The organism is bacterium (genome assembly GCA_020444325.1).
Taxonomy (GTDB): domain Bacteria; phylum Bacteroidota; class Ignavibacteria; order SZUA-365; family SZUA-365; genus BM516.
Window position 1 is genome coordinate 132950 of record JAHLLD010000013.1, and the last position, 16699, is coordinate 149648.

Consider the following 16699-nt stretch of genomic DNA (forward strand, 5'->3'; position numbering starts at 1 on the left):
TCTCCGATTCTTCGCTGTATAATTCTCAGTTTCTCTCTTTAACCGACGCTGCCCTCGAGGCTGATGCCGAGCAGCTTCTGCGCCTCTACCGCGAATTCCATCGGGAGCTCACGGAAGACTTCCTTGCAGAAGCCGTTGACAATCATGTTCACGGCATCTTCCGTTGAGATCCCGCGCTGATTGCAGTAGAATATCTGATCCTCCCCGATTTTCGAGGTCGTCGCCTCGTGTTCCATCTGGGCGGATGCATTTTTACTCTCGATATATGGGAACGTGTGTGCGCCGCAGGTATCGCCCATGAGCATGGAATCACACTGCGAGAAGTTGCGCGCGCCTTCCGCGTTGCTCCCGATTTTAACCAGTCCGCGGTACGTATTCTGACTGAAGCCCGCGGAGATGCCTTTCGACACGATGGTGCTGCGCGTGTTCTTTCCGAGATGCACCATCTTGGTGCCCGTATCGGCCTGCTGGCGATTATTCGTGACGGCGACAGAGTAGAACTCGCCGACGGAATTATCGCCTGCGAGAATGCAGCTCGGGTATTTCCAGGTGATGGCGGAGCCGGTCTCGACCTGCGTCCATGAAATCTTGGAATTCACACCGGCGCATTTGCCGCGCTTGGTCACGAAATTGTAAATGCCGCCTTTCCCTTCCTTGTCTCCGGGATACCAGTTCTGTACGGTCGAATACTTGATTTCCGCATTGTCGAGCGCCACGAGCTCAACCACGGCGGCGTGCAGCTGATTTTCATCACGCATCGGCGCCGTGCAGCCTTCGAGATAGCTGACGTAGGCGCTGTCTTCGGCCACTATGAGCGTGCGTTCGAACTGCCCGGTTCCCATACTGTTGATGCGGAAGTAGGTCGACAGTTCCATCGGACAGCGCACACCCTTCGGGATATACACGAAGGAACCGTCGGAAAACACCGCGGAGTTGAGCGCGGCAAAATAATTATCACCGTATGGCACCACCGAGCCGAGCCACTTTTTCACCAGTTCCGGATGGTTCTGCACCGCCTCGGAGAAGGAGCAGAAAATGATACCCATTTCATTGAGCTTGTCCTTGAACGTCGTCGCCACGGACACACTGTCGAACACGGCATCCACCGCCACGCCTGCAAGCATTTCCTGCTCTTTGAGGGGGATGCCCAGCTTTTCATATGTCGCCAGCAGTTCGGGGTCGATCTCATCAAGACTTTTCGGGCCCTCCTTGGCCTTGGGCGCAGAGTAGTAGGAAATATCCTGATAGTCGATTTTGGGATAGTGGATAAATGCCCAGTCAGGTTCTTCCATTTCCAGCCAGCGCCGGTATGCCTTCAACCGCCATTGCAGCAGCCATTCCGGCTCTTTCTTCTTCGCGGAAATGATGCGGATAACGTCCTCGTTGAGTCCCTTCTCAACCGTATCCGCCTCGATGTCGGTGACAAAACCGTACTTGTATTCACCGCTGGTAAACTGTTCAAGTTCCTGTTCGTTGCTGCTCATCTGTCGTCCTTCAAAGTCCTGTCTTCAGTTCACGCAAATCAATCTGTACAAAAATGTCAAGATTGTGCATTCCAAACAAGTCCAATCGCCGAAAGATTCCGGGAACGATTGTCTGCTGCGGAAGGGTTTTTCCTGAAATCCCATCCTGCGTATACTTATACAGCTACCAATACATGTTCCATAACCCAGATAATGTGCCCATGAGTGACAAACGACGAGCCATCCTCCCCGCGCTGCCGCTGCTTCTGCTGCTGATTTTTCCTGTTGTGCTGCAGGCGCAGAATGTGCTGAATGAGAAAAACCTGTTTGATCTGCGCCAGGTAATCGAGGTGAAGGTATCACCCGATGCGAAATTTATTGCATACACGGTGCTGGAACCGCGTCCATTTTCTGACGATCCCGGCTCAAGCTACCGTACACTGCACGTGCTCAACCGGAGCACGGGCGAGGACCGCGAGTACGTCGGCGGGAAATCCGTCGCCTATGATATCGGGTGGAGCGCAGACAGCAGATTGCTGACGTTCCGTGCACACAGGGACGAACTCCCCGGCACGCAGGTGTACGCCATGCCTCTCGACGGCGGCGGCGCCTTCCCGCTGACCGAGAGTGCGACTTCCGTGCTGGCATACACGCTGCGTCCCGACGGCAATGCCATCGCCTACATCGCCACCGAAGCGGAAAACAGCGCGCGCGGCAAGTGGCTGCGGATGGGCTTCAATGCAGAGGTGTACGAAGAAAACAGTCCCGACCGCAATATTTACATACGTTCACTCGAGGACGGCAGTGTCAAGAAAATGACCGACGGCGTCTCCGCGTACAGCATTGACTGGAGTCCCGACGGCAAATACATCGCCGCGGCCATTGCGCCGAAAAACCTCGTGGATCATTCCTATATGTTTAAGCGCATTCACCTCCTGGACGTCGCGAGCGGCGAACTCACGAAAATCGTCGAGAACCCCGGGAAACTGGGGAAAATCACGTGGAGTCCCGATAGCAGGAAGCTGGCGTTCATCTCGGCCGCCGCGGTGTGGGACAGCAAGGAGGGGTCGCTGTTCGTGACCGATATCGCGGAGAATACCCCGTTCGAAAAACTGCGCAACTACACGATGGATTTCGAGGGTACAGTAACGGATGTGGCCTGGAAGGACGCTGCGACGCTGCTGTACGCCTCCGAAGAGGGAGTCGAGACCACGCTGCGGGAACAGCCGCTTTCGGCACCGTCTTCCTCCATTGTCGTGAAGGCGGGCACGTTTATCGCGACACATTTTTCAGCAGCGGAAGGCGTGATCGCTTTCCCCGCAAGCAGCGCACGACATCCGCGTGAGCTGTACACCTTCTCAGGCGACCGCCTCGAACGGTTGACGAATTCAAATCCCTGGTTGAACGACATCAGGCTCGCCCGCCAGGAGTCGTTCGACTACCAGGCTGACGATGGACTGCGCATCACCTCCGTGCTGATCTATCCGCTCAACTACGAGCAGGGAAAGAAATATCCGCTCATCACCTATGTTCATGGCGGACCGGAATCGGCCAACCACAATGGCTGGGTGACACATTATTCGACGTGGGGACAGGTGGCCGCAGCCCAGGACTACTTCGTGTTCATGCCGAACTACCGTGCGAGTACGGGACGCGGGGTAGCGTTCTCCAAAATGGGACTCGGTGACCTGGCAGGAAAGGAATTCACTGATGTGCTCGATGGCATCGATGCGCTGGTAGACAATGGCCTGGTCGATCCGAAACGCGTCGGCATCGGCGGCGGCTCCTATGGCGGCTACTTCTCGGCCTGGGGCGCCACAAAGCATACCGATCGCTTCGCGGCTTCCGTGGTCTTCGTCGGCGTCTCCAACCAGATCTCCAAGCGCAACACCACCGATATTCCGTATGAGGATTACTACGTGCACTGGGGTATCTGGACGCATGAAGATTTCGAAAAAGTGTGGGACCGGAGTCCCGTCAAGTGGGCCAGGGGCAGCAAAACCCCGACGCTCATACTCCACGGCAAGGAAGACCCTCGTGTCCATCCCAGTCAGAGCCTCGAACTCTATCGTTCCCTCAAACTGCACAGCAAGGCCCCGGTGCGCCTGGTGTGGTATCCTGGAGAAGGACACGGGAACCGCAGAAACCCCGCACGCATGGACTTCCTCATGCGTACGATGGACTGGTTCAATGCCTACCTGAAAGGCAATGGCGCCTCCATGCCCCCGGCCGAACTGGAGTACCCTGTAGACTGATGCCATGCGCCTCCCCGGCGATATGCACATTCTGCATATTCCCGGGTGAATAATTATGCAGAAACTGCATAATTGCAGGTAAAAAAATATGCAGGAACTGCATATTTCCATGAAAAAAGCGTCCCTCGAAGAACGGGGGACGCTTTTTTTTCCGGGATGTCGAGGTTATCAGGAAACCTCGAGAATTTTGTATTCGAGCGTGCCTGCCGGAACAACCACTTTCACGATGTCGCCGATTTTCTTTTTCAGCAACGCCTTCCCGATGGGAGATGATACGGATATCTTGTTCTGCTCGAAGTCGGCTTCTTCCTGTGACACCAGTTTATAGGTGACTGTTCCGCCTTTCTTCAGGTCCTCCAGCGTCACATCCGACAGGATATACACCGCATCTTTCGGCAGGTCGCTTTTATCGATGATACGTGCGCGGGAGAGCAGATCTTCTAGCTTGCTGATGCGCAGTTCGAACAACCCCTGCTCCTCCTTGGCAGCATCGTATTCCGCATTCTCACTGAGGTCCCCGTGTGACCGCGCCTCGGAGATCTTTTCGGCAATTTCCGCGCGTCCCTTGGTTTTCATATGCTGGAGTTGTTTTTCCAGCTCGATCATACGTGGTCTGGTGAGGTAGACGGTTCCTTTCGACTCCACGGTTGACTCCGGTATTGATGTGGTGTGAGCAAGCGAATAAAAAACATAGCCAGTATTCCGCACAGGAATTCTGGCTATGATGGAATAAGTTAGGATTTTAACGGGACTTTGTCAAGCCCGTCCTGCCCGCGGCGGGGTGAGACATCAGCTGTGCTGATGCAGGATCAGGTGCCCCATCTTGTCGCGTTTGGTCCGCAAATAGGCTTCGTTGATATCATTTGGCATGCTCTCGATAGGCACGCGCTCGACAATTTCGAGTCCGTAGCTCTTGAGTCCGACAACCTTTTTCGGGTTGTTGGTCAGGAGGCGCATTTTCTGGATACCCAGATCGGCGAGAATTTGTGCACCGATGCCGTAATCGCGAAGATCGTCTCGGAAACCGAGTTCGATGTTCGCCTGCACGGTATCGAGTCCGGAATCCTGCAGGTTGTAGGCGCGCAGCTTATTCGCCAGCCCTATACCACGGCCTTCCTGCCGCATGTACAGCACCACACCACGACCTTCACGCTCCACCATCATCATGGCGGCATTGAGCTGGTCCTTGCAATCGCAGCGGAGCGAGCCAAAGGTATCTCCGGTCAGGCATTCGGAATGCACACGGACGAGTACGGGCTCGCCGTCACTGATATCGCCTTTGATGAGGGCAAGGTGTTCCTTGTTGTCCATCGTATTTGTATAGAGATGGATTTCAAACTCACCATAGCGTGTTGGGAGATGCGTTATAATCTCCTTCTTGACCAGCTTTTCCTTCTTGACGCGGTATTCGATCAGCTGATTGACCGTGATGATCTTGAGCTGATATTCTTTCGCGATACTGAACAGCTCCTGCGTGCGAGCCATCGTGCCGTCCTCTTTGAGGATTTCGCACACGACGCCAACAGGCTGCAATCCTGCGAGGCGTGAGAGATCGACGGCTGCCTCCGTATGTCCCGCACGGCGCAGGACGCCGCCTGCGACAGCCTTGAGCGGGAAAATATGTCCGGGACGCGCCAGGTCGGTGGGGTTCGTGGAAGGATCCGCCAGCGCTCTGATGGTTGCGGCGCGATCCGACGCCGAGATACCCGTCGTCGTACCGTGCACGTAATCGACTGTCACGGTAAAGTTCGTCCCGTGCAGCGCCGTGTTTCCATCGACCATCATCCCGAGCTGGAGATCATCCATACGCTGCTCGGTCAGGGGCACGCAGACCATGCCACGTCCATGACGGACCATGAAATTGACCATTTCCGGTGTCGTCTTTTCGGCGGCGCACACGAAATCGCCTTCGTTTTCACGGTCCTCATCATCGACGATGATAACCATCTCGCCTGCCCGTATGGCCTGAATGGCCTCATCTATACTGTGAAATTCCTGTGCCATGATGGCCACTCCGTTTTTATTCGCCCGACGCTTCCCTGGTGACAGTATTGACGGCCGTGCGGTCGAACTTCAGCTTGAGATTATCACCGACATCGAGCAGAACCGTTTTCTCGTCGACATTGACAATTTTCCCGTGCAGTCCGCCTGAGGTCACGACCTTGTCGCCTTTCTTGATGCTGTCAAGCATCTTCTGGCGCTCTTTGGCGCGTTTCTGCTGGGGACGAAGAATCATGAAATAAAAGATCACGAAAATCAGGGCGAAGAAGATCAGGGTGCTGAACATTCCGCCGCCGCCACTGCCGCCCTGCTGCGGTGCCATGGCCAGTAAGTGCGTCATCACGATGTGACTCCTGTTTTATGCTGTGTGTCGAAAGTTACGTTGCTGCCTTTGCATGATAGCGCGCGACGAAATCGTCTTTCCATGCAGAGAAAGTATCTTGAAAGATAGCATTTCGCGCATCACGCGTCAATCGCAGATAAAATGCAAGGTTGTGGATCGATGCGAGCTGCAGACCCAGTATTTCGCGCGTACGGAACAGGTTGGAGATATAGGCACGCGTAAAATTGCTGCAGGCGTAGCAGTCGCATTCATCATCGATCGGACGATACTCATGAAGGAAACGTTCCTTCTTTATCATCAGGGGGCCATCAGCAGTGAACACCATGGCATTCCTGCCATTACGTGTGGGCATGACACAATCGAACATGTCTATCCCGCGTGCGATCGACTCAACGATATTCACCGGGGTACCGACCCCCATGAGGTAACGTGGTTTGTTTTCGGGAAGCTGCGTTGTGGTGTGCTCGGTGATCCGGTACATGACTTCCGCCTCCTCGCCCACGGCGAGTCCGCCAACCGCATAGCCATCAAAGTCCAGATCAACGAGTCCATTTGCACTTTCCGTACGCAGGTCTTCAAACACATTTCCCTGCACGATACCGAAACCGAATTGCGCATGTCCGTAGCGAGGATTCGTCTTTGCGATATGCTCGCGCGCCTGGGCTGCCCAGCGTAACGTCAGCTGATTACTGCGAGCGGCGTATTCGTAGCCGCAGTCGGCAGGGGGACATTCATCAAGTATCATCATGATATCGGAGCCGATGGAGCGCTGTATATCAATGACGCGTTCAGGTGTGAAACGGTGGTACGACCCATCGATATGCGACTGGAAGGTAACACCATCGTTTTCGATTTTTCGCAGTTCGGAGAGCGAGAACACCTGATAGCCGCCGCTGTCAGTGAGGATCGGCCGATCCCAGTTCATGAAGCGGTGCAGTCCACCCGCCTCTTCGAGCAGTGCCGGACCGGGACGAAGTGCCAGGTGATACGTGTTCGCCAGGATGATGCGTGCGCCGATTTCGCGCAGCTCCCGCTGCTGCACCGCCTTGACACTTCCCTGTGTTCCGACAGGCATGAAAATGGGCGTATCCACCGTCCCGTGGTCGGTGTGAAACGTCCCTGCCCGCGCTTTGCAGCCGGCGTCCGTATGGTGGAGATGAAATTCCAAGGCTCAGGATATCGCGGCAGGGGACGCCGCGACCGTGATCGCCGAATTATTTTCCTTTCCCGAATGCGAGGAAAGGTGCCTTGGCCTTCGTCATGCCTTCAACCATATCCTTGAGCGTCATTTTCTCCAGCGTCTCGACGAAACGTTCATTTGCTTCGGAGAATGCGTCAAGGACTGCACATTTCGACTTGATCGCGCAGCCGAACAATCCCAGGCAGCAGTGGCGCCGGATAATTGGTCCATCGACAGCCTCGATGATATCGACAAGGGTAATCTCTTTCGGCTCCCTTGCGAGGATGTAGCCGCCAGTGACGCCACGATGTCCGACGACAATGCGGGCAGTGGAGAGCTGCTGGAAAATTTTCGCCAGATAGGTTTTGGACACGTCCTGGTCCTCGGCGATTTCGGAAATCTGAACAGGTTGCTGTGTGCCACGAGTCACGAGGTACCCGAGTCCATGAACCGCATAACCCGCTGATTTGGAGATTTGCATGGATCAATCCATTGAGGTGGTGGGGTGGATGAGAGTCGTTTTCATGATAATCCGCTGTCCGGGATTCAGAATCCCTTGCTCAGCCAGCCGCGCCAGCCGCAGCGATGACAGCGATACAATCGTTTATTCGTAAAGCGCTTTTTCAGATTCTCACTCATGTTGCGCGAGCGTGAACGAAACAGGGAAGCTTCACCACAGCCCGGACAGCGCTTCGCGGTATGCCGGGCATGATGATGAAATGCAAGATTCACCTTGTGTGTGAGGGGCTTACCGCTCGCCTCATCGAATTCGGGCGGCTTCGGGAGCTCCACGTCCTCTTCCTTCGTGGGAGCATCGTCAGCCAATGACGGCCTCTCCTCCTTGTCGCCGGGTTCACTGCCACTGCTGCTTTTCTGCGCGTCACTGTTATTTTTCGCGTCGCTGCTTTTCTTCGCGTCTGATGGCGATGCTCCTTCCCTGTGCGTTGCGATACGGCGTTCCAGGGTATCCTCACCTTCGAGGCGGATATCCGGTATCTCAACATCCTGTTCGTGATTACTCACGACCTTCGCCTTGACGACGGAAGCTGAATACCGCAGCTGTGATTCTTCCAGCCAGCCGCGCCAGTCACATTCATGGCAACGATACGGACGCTTCGTACTTACATGTTTGCGTTTCTCTTCCAGCACCGTATGCGTGTGACTACGGTGCAGTGCTTCGGCATTGCATTTCGGGCAGAGGGCGGGGACGGTACTCCCGAGGGACCAGGACTGCTTGAGCATTATGGAAGGGAACGTCGATTAGTGTTGCAATTCGGTCTGGAATAAAGCAGATTAATCATATCTTAATTGGAAATATAGCAGAAACGCGCTGATTATCAAGGAAAAAGACTGAAAAATCACCATATACAATATACGGAATTGCGGTAAATCGGCGCGATTCCACACAGGGGAAGGTACGTTGCTCCTTTGGGGGGTGGAGTGTATATTTCATGACTACCTGACCGATGAAATGGAGACTTATGTCTGTAGCAGATCCCGAGATTCAGGAAAGACACGAATCGGGAGACGTTGAAACGATGGAGAGTACAGAAGAACTGCGGAAGCGGCACCTGGATTTTGAACGGGAAGCGCTCCCGCACATGGATGCGTTGTACAATTTCGCGCTTCGCATGACCAGCGATCCAGATGAAGCTGACGACCTCCTTCAGGAAACCTATCTCAAAGCCTATCGCTTTTTCGACAAGTTCGAACAGGGAACGAACTGCAAGGCGTGGCTGTTCAGAATAATGAAAAATTCGTTTATCAACATCTACCGGCGTACATCGAAAGAGCCGGCCAAGGTTGACTATAACGATGTCGAGGAGTTCTATCACTCCATCCGTGCCGAATCGACGGATCCGAATGATCTCGAAGAGAAGATTTTCTCCAACATCCTCGACGATGACGTATCCACCGCCCTCGAAGCGCTGCCCGAGGAATTCCGCACCGTTGTGATCCTCTGTGATATCGAAGGATTCACCTACGAAGAGATTGCAGATTTCGTGGAATGTCCGATCGGGACCGTGCGTTCCAGACTGCACCGTGGCAGAAAAATGCTCCGATCGCAACTGTATGATTACGCCACGAAACGCGGCTTCGAGGACAAGGAGAAGAAACGAAAAAAAGGTAATTCAGACAGCGCGGCAGCGACAGCTGCAGCTACGGAAAATGGTTGACGGGGCTTCCCGCACACGAAAGAGAAAGGTTATACAGCAACTGCATTATGGCTACACGTGATTACACATCGCTGAGTGAAGAGGAGCTGAACGAGTATATCAGTGCACTCGCGGACAAGGAATCGAGCGGACTTTCTGACGAAGAAGTCGACTTCCTGCAGCATGTCGTTCATGAGCGGCCTGAATTGCTGGGCGAATACCAGCTGAACATCGCCACGAAGCTCTGCCTTATGAAGCATGCGCGGAACACTCGTTGTCCGGAATCGACCGCAGAATCCATCAAGACTATTCTGTACCACGTCTATAAATCCCGGCAGGCATCCCTGTAGCGTCTCATGCTCGAATCTGTTTCCACCATCGTTGTCCCTGTGGACTTCTCCTCCGCCTCCCTTCCTCTCCTGCGTGAGGCAATGCACCTGGCAAAACTCTACGGATCCGAATTGCACCTGCTGCATGTGTATCAGGATGTCTTTTCCGTCCTGTCCATGCGCACGTTCGACCTGAACGAAGAGGTTGTGGAAGAAGTGATGATCAAGGAACTGCGGGAGAAATGCGATGCGCTGCTGGCAAAAGTCGAGAAGCCCTCTGCCGTGCATGTCGCGATGCGCAAGGGAGAGACTGCGGAAGAAATCCTCGCCTACGTCGAGGAAGTGAGCGCCGACCTGATTGTGATCTCGACCAATGCGCGCAGTGGACTAGAACAATTTTTCATCGGCAGCATCGCACAGCGCGTCGTCCGTTATGCCCTCTGCCCCGTCGTGACATTGCATACGACACCCGCAGACTGACTTTTCCCCCATCATTTTCAGATTGAATACAGAGGTCCTATGCGAACCTTCATCCCATATATTGCCCTTTCGTTGCTGATACTGACGGCATGCGGACAGGAAAAGAACGACCAGGATCACGCCGAGAACGATAGTACGGCAGCAGCTTCATCACTGACGCTCCCACAGGAAAGCAAGCTGCAAAACCTGCGGCAGCTCACGTTCGAAGGAGAAAATGCTGAGGCATACCTGAGCTTCGACGAGAGCATGCTCACGTTTCAGCGTAAAGACTACGACATGGAATGCGACCAGATTTTCACCATGACCATTGACGGGAAAGACATGGCCCGACTCTCGAATGGTGAAGGACGCACAACATGCTCGTACTGGATGCCTGACGGTGAATCACTGGTGTATTCTTCCACCCATGCGCACGATCCCGGCTGCCTGCCTTCACCTGACCGAAGCAAAGGCTATGTATGGAAGCTTTATCCGGAGTTTGATATCTATGCGATCAATCGGGACGGCAGCGGAATCCGGACCCTCTTCGCCTCTCCCGGCTATGATGCCGAAGCGACGATTTCACCGAAAGGGGATCGCATTGTATTCACTTCCACGAAAGATGGCGATCCCGAAATCTACACCATGAATCTCGACGGAAGTGATGTCCGCCGCCTGACGCATACGAAAGGGTACGACGGTGGACCGTTTTATTCCCCTGACGGCAGCAAGATTGTCTTCCGCGCCAGCAGGCCCGAGACCGACGAGGAACTCGCCGCATATCAGGAGCTGGTCGAGGAGCATCTTGTGCGTCCCACTACGCTGGAACTGTTTATCATGGATGCCGATGGCAGCAACATGCGTCAGATCACCAATAACGGCGCCGCGAATTTTGCCCCATTCATGCATCCGGACGGGAAACGCATCATTTTCAGCTCCAATATGGACAAGACGAACCCCCGCAACTTCGACCTGTACATGATTAATGTTGACGGGAGCGGACTCCAGAGGCTGACCTGGTTCGAGGGTTTCGACGGTTTCCCCATGTTCACAAGGGATGGAAAGAAGCTGGTTTTCTGTTCCAACAGGAACAACAGCAAGGAAGGTGATACCAACGTATTTATCGCGGACTGGGTGGAATAAGCTTCGGCATACGAATGCGTCGTACAGGAACTGCCGGTCTCAACCGGCAGTTCCTGTCTTTGTATCAAGGTATCCCTGAAGCAGTACAATAGCGGCTATTTCGTCTACTTTCCCTTTCTCCCTCCTCTTCTTCTTCCCTACCCCCATTTCCCGTATCGTACGCTCGGCAATCGTTGAAGTGAAACGTTCGTCGATCAGGTGCACAGGTTTGTCGATGACCTTCCGCAACTGATCGACGAATTTCGTTACCATTTCAGCAGAACCACCGTGTTCTCCGCGCAGTGTCAGCGGGAGTCCGACAACCACGCTGATGACCTGTCGCTCCTCGATAAGGTTGGCGATGGACGTGAGTAACGTTCCATCATTCGCGAACGTGCCCACGCCGGAGGCGATAATTCCGAGTTCATCGGACATCGCGAGTCCGACACGCCGCTCGCCGTAATCGATCGCAAGAACGCGGCCGTGATTACTTGGCAAAAAATTCCTCCACCGGTCTGCGGGTGAGCGTATTCCCCTGCTCGAGGTCACGCTCCATCAGCCGCGCTTCGGCCTGGGGACTCAGGGGCTTGGTGAGGAAGGTCTTGAGCAGCTTGCTCGGTTTGAAATGCGTCTTCCTCCGGGGTGGCACGTAGACTTTGTCACCGGTCTTCGGGTTCCGCGCACGTGGTTTCGCCTTGGTAAGCTTGACCTCGAAGACACCGAAATCGCGGACCTCGAGCCGAATCTCAGGATCTGCTGTCATGAGCAGCTCTCGTATGGATGTCAGCACAGTATCAACGACATGATCTGCATCCTGCACCTTGAGAGAAAGCTGATCTGCTACTTTTCGCGCGATGTCCTTTCGTGTTAGTGTGGGGACCTTTTGTTTCATGGATTACTACCTCCATTTGAGGGGTTACGACATCTCGATATATCGTTCGGCGCTCGAGATGCCCTTGACCTTTTTCAACCGTTCGATCAGGCGCTGCAGATGCTCAAGACTGTGCACCGTCACCAGCACCGAACCGTGAAAGAAGGAATTCTCTGTCTCTATGTTAACACTACGTATGTTGGTATTCTGATAACTGGTCACAGCCAGTGCGATCTCATTGAGGATACCGGGCCTGTCCTCTCCCTCTACGCGAATGCCGCCGAGATACTCCGTACTTTTATTTTCCGGCCAGGAGATATCTATCAGCCTGTCACGCATGCTGCCGTCAGAGGTGTCGCGGACGAGGCGCTGAATGTTGCGGCAGCTTCGCCTGTGAATCTTGATGCCTCGTCCGAGGGTGACAAAGCCGATGACATCGTCGCCGGGGAGGGGACTGCAGCAGCGCGCGAACTCGTATTCGATGTCCGCTGCCTGTCCCTCGATCATGACACCTTTTTCGCTGCGTGCGCGCTCGGCGAACTCCTCGAACACTTCCTGCTGATTTTTCTGAGGAAGCACGGGATCCTGAACTTCTACTTTCGGAGCCTGCACGGCACGCACAATATCTTCGACGGAAATCTCGTCCTTCGCCAGCGCGACCATCATTTTACTCAGGCTCGGAAAGCGCAGGATGCCTGCAGCGCGCAGCAACGGTTCTTCATCCGTCGGCAGCTTGAGCTTCCGTGCCCTCCGCTCCCATTTCTCCCGTCCCCTCTGCAGAATCTGCTTGGTCTGCTCGTTCTGATAGCGCCGTATCGCCGTCTTCGCCTTGTGCGTGACGACGTTCTGTTCCCAGTCCATGCTCAGGTTCTGGTTCTTCGAGGTGATCACCTCCACCTGGTCACCGCTGTGCAACTTGCGATTGAGCGGGACGATGCGTCCATTGACCTTTGCACCGATCGTGTGCAGTCCTACCTCGGAGTGAATCTCAAACGCAAAATCCACCGGTGTCGCCCCATTGGGCAGCACAATGAGATCTCCTTTCGGCGTGAACACCACAATTTCGTCCTGGTACAGATTGCGACGGAAATTGTCCATCAATTGCCGTGCACCCTCTTCCTCCGTTGCGCCGCCCTGCGGACTTTCCAGAATTTCGCGGACCCATCGAATCCAGTTCTCGAATGCGCTGGCCTTGTTCTGGATGCTCTCCTTGTATGCCCAGTGCGCGGCGATACCCTTTTCCGCTACCTCATGCATTTCCCTGGTACGAATCTGCACCTCGGCCATCCTGCCGTCAGGCCCCAGCACGGTGGTGTGAATGGACTTGTATCCGTTCTGTTTTGGCAGGGCGATATAATTCTTATACCGTTCGGGAATAGGCGTATAGACCTCGCAGACCACGGCGTATGCCAGGTAGCAGTCCTTCTCCTCTTTCGTATCGAGAATGATACGGATGGCGAAGAGGTCATAAATCTCATCGAAGGTCTTATTGCGATCGACCATTTTCTTGTAGATGCTGTACAGGTGCTTCGGCCTGCCGCTCATTTCAAATGAGAGATGGGCCCGGGCCAGTTCCTCCTCCAGGGGAGCGCAGAAACGCTTGATATACGCCTCACGATCGCGCCGCTTGATGGAAATCTGCTTCTTCAGCTTCCTGTACTCTTCCTCATGCAGATATTTGAAGGAAAGATCCTCCAGCTCCCACTTGATTCGTCCCAGTCCGAAACGGTGTGCCAGGGGTGCGAAAATCTCGAGCGTTTCCCGCGCAATGCGTTCCTGCTTATGTGCATTGACGAACTCGAGCGTGCGCATGTTGTGCAGCCTGTCGGCGAATTTCACCAGGATAACCCTGATGTCCTGTATCATGGAGACCATCAGCTTGCGATAGTTCTCCGCCTTTGTAATTTCTTTACTTACGAGGATGGTGGATATTTTTGTCGCGCCTTCGACGATATCCGCGATCGTGCTTCCGAACTCCTCACTGAGATCCTCGTAGGTATAATCCTCGCAGTCTTCTATAACGTCATGCAGCAAAGCCGCAACCACGGAGGCATCATCGAGCGGGATTTCCTGGGCAACGATCATCGCCACCGCGTACGGATGCGTGTAATACGGCTCGCCCGATTTCCTGCGATGCTCCTTGTGCGCCTGCAGCATGTAGTGAAAGGCATGACTGATCAGCGCCTCATCCACGGCGGCGAGGTTGTTACGGCAAACGGCGAGCAGCGCCTCAAGTTTCTGCCGGTGCATTCCAGCTGTTGCGGTGCTGCTTCTGCGCTGTCCCCCGAGTACTTGTCGATGTTTCCCGTTTTCTGGTGACATAATTTCTAATACCTAGATGTCCAATATAGGCGAATTCCTGCAAATGTCAAGCAGGAAATTCATCGCATGTTCTTTGAAATTCGATGTTTAGAGTACAAATGTACATGTTGCTTCGATACAATACAGTATCATCAGAAAAGAGAAATAATTATCATTTAGCCCCTCTCGCCTTTCTTTGTGTTTGCGCTCCTGCTTTCCTGGGATCAGGGCACAGCTCTGTCCTTGCCTTTGCACCACGGTATGGATATTTTGTTGGTTGGAAAATTTGAGCAATTACGACCCATATCTACTCAAGGAGACCGAGGAAAACATGAAACAATTCTCACTGACGCGGATGGCCCTGCTGACCGTTGTTGTCATCGGAATGGCGACGATGGGTTTTCAGTGCTCATCCCCGAATATCACCAGCGGGAAACTGTATCTCCAGCAGTATCAGTCGAGCAAGAATTCTGAGAAGCTGGACAAGGCACAGGAAGCCTTTGAAAAGGAAATCGCGCAGAAGCCCAACAGCGCAGAAGGCTGGTACTGGATCGGCCATGTCTACGCTGAGAAAAAGGAGTTCGGCAAGCTGCAGGAAGCCTGGTCGAAAGCACAGCAGCTCGGTGGAAAGAGCACGGCGGAGATCGACAACTACCGCCTCTCATACTGGGGCAAGGCATTCAACTATGGCGCGACGACGTTCAAGAAGGCACAGATGACCAAGAACGAGGGACTGTACAAGAAAGCAGCGGAAACCTTCGCCGCCGCCACCATGCTCGAACCGGACAGTTCCGCAGCGTACAATGCCTACACGTATGAGGCCTTTGCACTGATGGGCATGGGCGACAATGAAGCCGCGCGCGAGCCCCTGGCAAAGCAGATTGAAGCCAATCCAACACCCGAGGCCTACAGTGCACTGGGACAGCTGTTGCGCAAGGACGCAAACGCATTGAAAGAAGGTGGTGATGCCGAGGCAGCGAAGGGCAAGTTTGATGAGGCCCTGACACTGCTCAATCGTGCTGTTGCCGATTTCCCCGAGAACCCTGATCTGAACAATGAGCTGCTGAACACGTACATCGCTGCCGATCGTGTGAACGAGGCGGTGGAGAAGTTCCAGTCCTATGCAGACAACAATCCCAAAGATGCGGGTGCACAGTATGCAGCGGGCACGGCATTGCTCCAGATCAACATGTTTGAGAAGGCGGCGCATTATCTCGAACGCGCCCTCAACGTTGAACCGGACAATACCAGCGCGCTCTATAATATTTCCGTTTCTTACCTGCGTCACGGCATAAGCATGCGTGATGCAGATGAAAGCGGCGGCGCCGACGCTCCACAGTCGGATTTCAAATCCGTCATTCGGAAGGCCATTCCCTATCTGCAGAAGCTTCTTGACATCCAGCCGGAAAGTGCGTCAAACTGGGACCTCGCGGGCAAAATTTATGCGACGCTTGGCATGACCAAAGATGCAGCAGCGGCCTACGACAAGGCAGATGAATTGCGGAAATAACAATCTCACGCCACTGGAGGAATAATGAGCAACACCCAACAGGATCCACGGAATCAGCAGGTCAATATCGAACTCGGCGAAAAAGAAGCTGAAGGCATCTATAGCAACCTCGCCATCATCACCCATTCCAATGCAGAATTCGTTATTGACTTTACCCGCATCCTTCCCGGTGTTCCCAAGGCGAAGGTGCATGCACGTGTGGTCATGACACCTGTGCACGCGAAGCTGCTGCTCAATGCCCTGCGTGACAACATCGAGAAATTCGAACGCAAGTTCGGAGAGATCAGTATCCCGCAGGATCCCGGTCAGATGTTCACGGGAACACCACCAGACGGCGTTATGCATTGATCCCACAAGAGTTGTGAAGGCAACAGCCATCTGAAGCATCATCCCTCAGGGCTTCAACCCTCTGACGGGATCTGCCGCCTGACAGATCATTTCCTTACAATACTCCGGTCGCTCTGGCCGGAGTATTTTTTTAGTAGAAACATCTCATTACGTCTGCGCTGCGGCGCATCCCTGTGCAGTAACCGTCCCCCTTTAAAAGAGCATCCCCCGACCCTTTGCAGGATCGGGGGATGTTCTTTGCGTCATGGGTGATTGCTCACCCGGGTTTGGATGTACGGTTTCTTCGTGTCTATCTCGACAATGCGTTTACCTCGAGAGAATCATGCGCTTGCTGTCAGAGAAGGTCGGGGTTTCGAGACGG

17 protein-coding genes are annotated in these 16699 nt (G+C 54.1%); 7 read left to right on the forward strand and 10 right to left on the reverse strand.

Annotated elements, in window-relative coordinates; translation table 11 throughout:
* Positions 1-38 precede the first annotated feature (38 nt).
* Complete coding sequence (sufB, locus tag KQI65_15460; protein ID MCB2206139.1) at positions 39-1484, reverse strand: Fe-S cluster assembly protein SufB; 1446 nt, start codon at positions 1482-1484, stop codon at positions 39-41.
* 200 nt (positions 1485-1684) lie between these two features.
* Between sufB and KQI65_15465 the strand changes: the two genes are divergently transcribed.
* On the forward strand, positions 1685-3718 hold the full coding sequence (locus tag KQI65_15465) for a S9 family peptidase (GenBank protein MCB2206140.1): 2034 nt from the start codon (positions 1685-1687) through the stop codon (positions 3716-3718).
* Between the two features lie 168 nt (positions 3719-3886).
* On the opposite strand, the gene greA is transcribed toward KQI65_15465, so the two are convergent.
* The 6 genes from greA to KQI65_15495 form a co-directional block, all read right to left on the reverse strand.
* On the reverse strand, positions 3887-4324 hold the full coding sequence (gene greA / locus KQI65_15470) for a transcription elongation factor GreA (protein MCB2206141.1): 438 nt from the start codon (positions 4322-4324) through the stop codon (positions 3887-3889).
* A gap of 183 nt (positions 4325-4507) precedes the next feature.
* Positions 4508-5722 (reverse strand): bifunctional 3,4-dihydroxy-2-butanone-4-phosphate synthase/GTP cyclohydrolase II, encoded by a 1215-nt coding sequence (locus KQI65_15475; protein ID MCB2206142.1) that lies wholly within the window; start codon positions 5720-5722, stop codon positions 4508-4510.
* Between the two features lie 16 nt (positions 5723-5738).
* Positions 5739-6059 carry a preprotein translocase subunit YajC gene (yajC, locus tag KQI65_15480; protein ID MCB2206143.1) on the reverse strand — a complete coding sequence of 107 codons (321 nt, stop codon included), beginning with the start codon at positions 6057-6059 and terminating at the stop codon, positions 5739-5741.
* Between the two features lie 37 nt (positions 6060-6096).
* Complete coding sequence (gene tgt / locus KQI65_15485) at positions 6097-7230, reverse strand: tRNA guanosine(34) transglycosylase Tgt (protein MCB2206144.1); 1134 nt, start codon at positions 7228-7230, stop codon at positions 6097-6099.
* A gap of 46 nt (positions 7231-7276) precedes the next feature.
* Positions 7277-7723: an Rrf2 family transcriptional regulator gene (locus KQI65_15490; protein ID MCB2206145.1), complete on the reverse strand. Its 447-nt coding sequence runs from the start codon at positions 7721-7723 to the stop codon at positions 7277-7279.
* A gap of 65 nt (positions 7724-7788) precedes the next feature.
* Positions 7789-8484 carry a hypothetical protein gene (locus tag KQI65_15495; GenBank protein MCB2206146.1) on the reverse strand — a complete coding sequence of 232 codons (696 nt, stop codon included), beginning with the start codon at positions 8482-8484 and terminating at the stop codon, positions 7789-7791.
* A 296-nt stretch (positions 8485-8780) separates the two neighbouring features.
* Here KQI65_15495 and KQI65_15500 point away from each other — a divergent pair, with 296 nt between their 5' ends.
* The 4 genes from KQI65_15500 to KQI65_15515 are packed head-to-tail and all read left to right on the forward strand — an operon-like array spanning position 8781 to position 11329.
* Complete coding sequence (locus KQI65_15500) at positions 8781-9419, forward strand: sigma-70 family RNA polymerase sigma factor (protein ID MCB2206147.1); 639 nt, start codon at positions 8781-8783, stop codon at positions 9417-9419.
* A 47-nt stretch (positions 9420-9466) separates the two neighbouring features.
* Complete coding sequence (locus tag KQI65_15505; GenBank protein MCB2206148.1) at positions 9467-9748, forward strand: hypothetical protein; 282 nt, start codon at positions 9467-9469, stop codon at positions 9746-9748.
* A 6-nt stretch (positions 9749-9754) separates the two neighbouring features.
* Positions 9755-10207 carry a universal stress protein gene (locus KQI65_15510; protein MCB2206149.1) on the forward strand — a complete coding sequence of 151 codons (453 nt, stop codon included), beginning with the start codon at positions 9755-9757 and terminating at the stop codon, positions 10205-10207.
* A gap of 39 nt (positions 10208-10246) precedes the next feature.
* Positions 10247-11329 carry a hypothetical protein gene (locus tag KQI65_15515; protein ID MCB2206150.1) on the forward strand — a complete coding sequence of 361 codons (1083 nt, stop codon included), beginning with the start codon at positions 10247-10249 and terminating at the stop codon, positions 11327-11329.
* Positions 11330-11368: 39 nt separating this feature from the next.
* On the opposite strand, the gene ruvX is transcribed toward KQI65_15515, so the two are convergent.
* From ruvX to KQI65_15530, 3 genes are read right to left on the reverse strand one after another with little or no spacing between them, the layout of a single operon-like run.
* Complete coding sequence (gene ruvX / locus KQI65_15520; GenBank protein ID MCB2206151.1) at positions 11369-11806, reverse strand: Holliday junction resolvase RuvX; 438 nt, start codon at positions 11804-11806, stop codon at positions 11369-11371.
* On the reverse strand, positions 11796-12200 hold the full coding sequence (locus KQI65_15525) for an integration host factor subunit beta (GenBank protein ID MCB2206152.1): 405 nt from the start codon (positions 12198-12200) through the stop codon (positions 11796-11798). Before KQI65_15525 ends, ruvX begins: the two co-directional genes overlap by 11 nt.
* Positions 12201-12224: 24 nt before the next feature.
* The gene (locus KQI65_15530) at positions 12225-14429 is read right to left on the reverse strand and encodes a bifunctional (p)ppGpp synthetase/guanosine-3',5'-bis(diphosphate) 3'-pyrophosphohydrolase (protein ID MCB2206153.1); all 2205 of its coding nucleotides are present in this window, start codon (positions 14427-14429) and stop codon (positions 12225-12227) included.
* 382 nt (positions 14430-14811) lie between these two features.
* On the opposite strand from KQI65_15530, the gene KQI65_15535 reads away from it, so the two are divergent.
* Both KQI65_15535 and KQI65_15540 read left to right on the forward strand, forming a co-directional pair.
* A complete protein-coding gene (locus KQI65_15535; protein MCB2206154.1) occupies positions 14812-15990 on the forward strand; it encodes a tetratricopeptide repeat protein in 1179 nt (392 codons plus the stop codon).
* A 24-nt stretch (positions 15991-16014) separates the two neighbouring features.
* Positions 16015-16338, forward strand: coding sequence for a DUF3467 domain-containing protein (locus tag KQI65_15540; protein MCB2206155.1), 324 nt, complete (start codon positions 16015-16017; stop codon positions 16336-16338).
* Positions 16339-16699 lie beyond the last annotated feature (361 nt).

Bases quoted from the DNA above. Each gene is read 5' to 3' on its own strand.
- KQI65_15510 (MCB2206149.1), top strand. From the start codon at position 9,755: ATGCTCGAATCTGTTTCCACCATCGTTGTCCCTGTGGACTTCTCCTCC.
- greA (MCB2206141.1), bottom strand. From the start codon at position 4,324: ATGATCGAGCTGGAAAAACAACTCCAGCATATGAAAACCAAGGGACGC.
- KQI65_15530 (MCB2206153.1), bottom strand. From the start codon at position 14,429: ATGCACCGGCAGAAACTTGAGGCGCTGCTCGCCGTTTGCCGTAACAAC.
- sufB (MCB2206139.1), bottom strand. From the start codon at position 1,484: ATGAGCAGCAACGAACAGGAACTTGAACAGTTTACCAGCGGTGAATAC.
- KQI65_15495 (MCB2206146.1), bottom strand. From the start codon at position 8,484: ATGCTCAAGCAGTCCTGGTCCCTCGGGAGTACCGTCCCCGCCCTCTGC.
- KQI65_15500 (MCB2206147.1), top strand. From the start codon at position 8,781: ATGGAGAGTACAGAAGAACTGCGGAAGCGGCACCTGGATTTTGAACGG.
- KQI65_15515 (MCB2206150.1), top strand. From the start codon at position 10,247: ATGCGAACCTTCATCCCATATATTGCCCTTTCGTTGCTGATACTGACG.
- KQI65_15475 (MCB2206142.1), bottom strand. From the start codon at position 5,722: ATGGCACAGGAATTTCACAGTATAGATGAGGCCATTCAGGCCATACGG.
- yajC (MCB2206143.1), bottom strand. From the start codon at position 6,059: ATGACGCACTTACTGGCCATGGCACCGCAGCAGGGCGGCAGTGGCGGC.
- KQI65_15465 (MCB2206140.1), top strand. From the start codon at position 1,685: ATGAGTGACAAACGACGAGCCATCCTCCCCGCGCTGCCGCTGCTTCTG.
- KQI65_15505 (MCB2206148.1), top strand. From the start codon at position 9,467: ATGGCTACACGTGATTACACATCGCTGAGTGAAGAGGAGCTGAACGAG.
- KQI65_15535 (MCB2206154.1), top strand. From the start codon at position 14,812: ATGAAACAATTCTCACTGACGCGGATGGCCCTGCTGACCGTTGTTGTC.
- KQI65_15490 (MCB2206145.1), bottom strand. From the start codon at position 7,723: ATGCAAATCTCCAAATCAGCGGGTTATGCGGTTCATGGACTCGGGTAC.
- KQI65_15525 (MCB2206152.1), bottom strand. From the start codon at position 12,200: ATGAAACAAAAGGTCCCCACACTAACACGAAAGGACATCGCGCGAAAA.
- KQI65_15540 (MCB2206155.1), top strand. From the start codon at position 16,015: ATGAGCAACACCCAACAGGATCCACGGAATCAGCAGGTCAATATCGAA.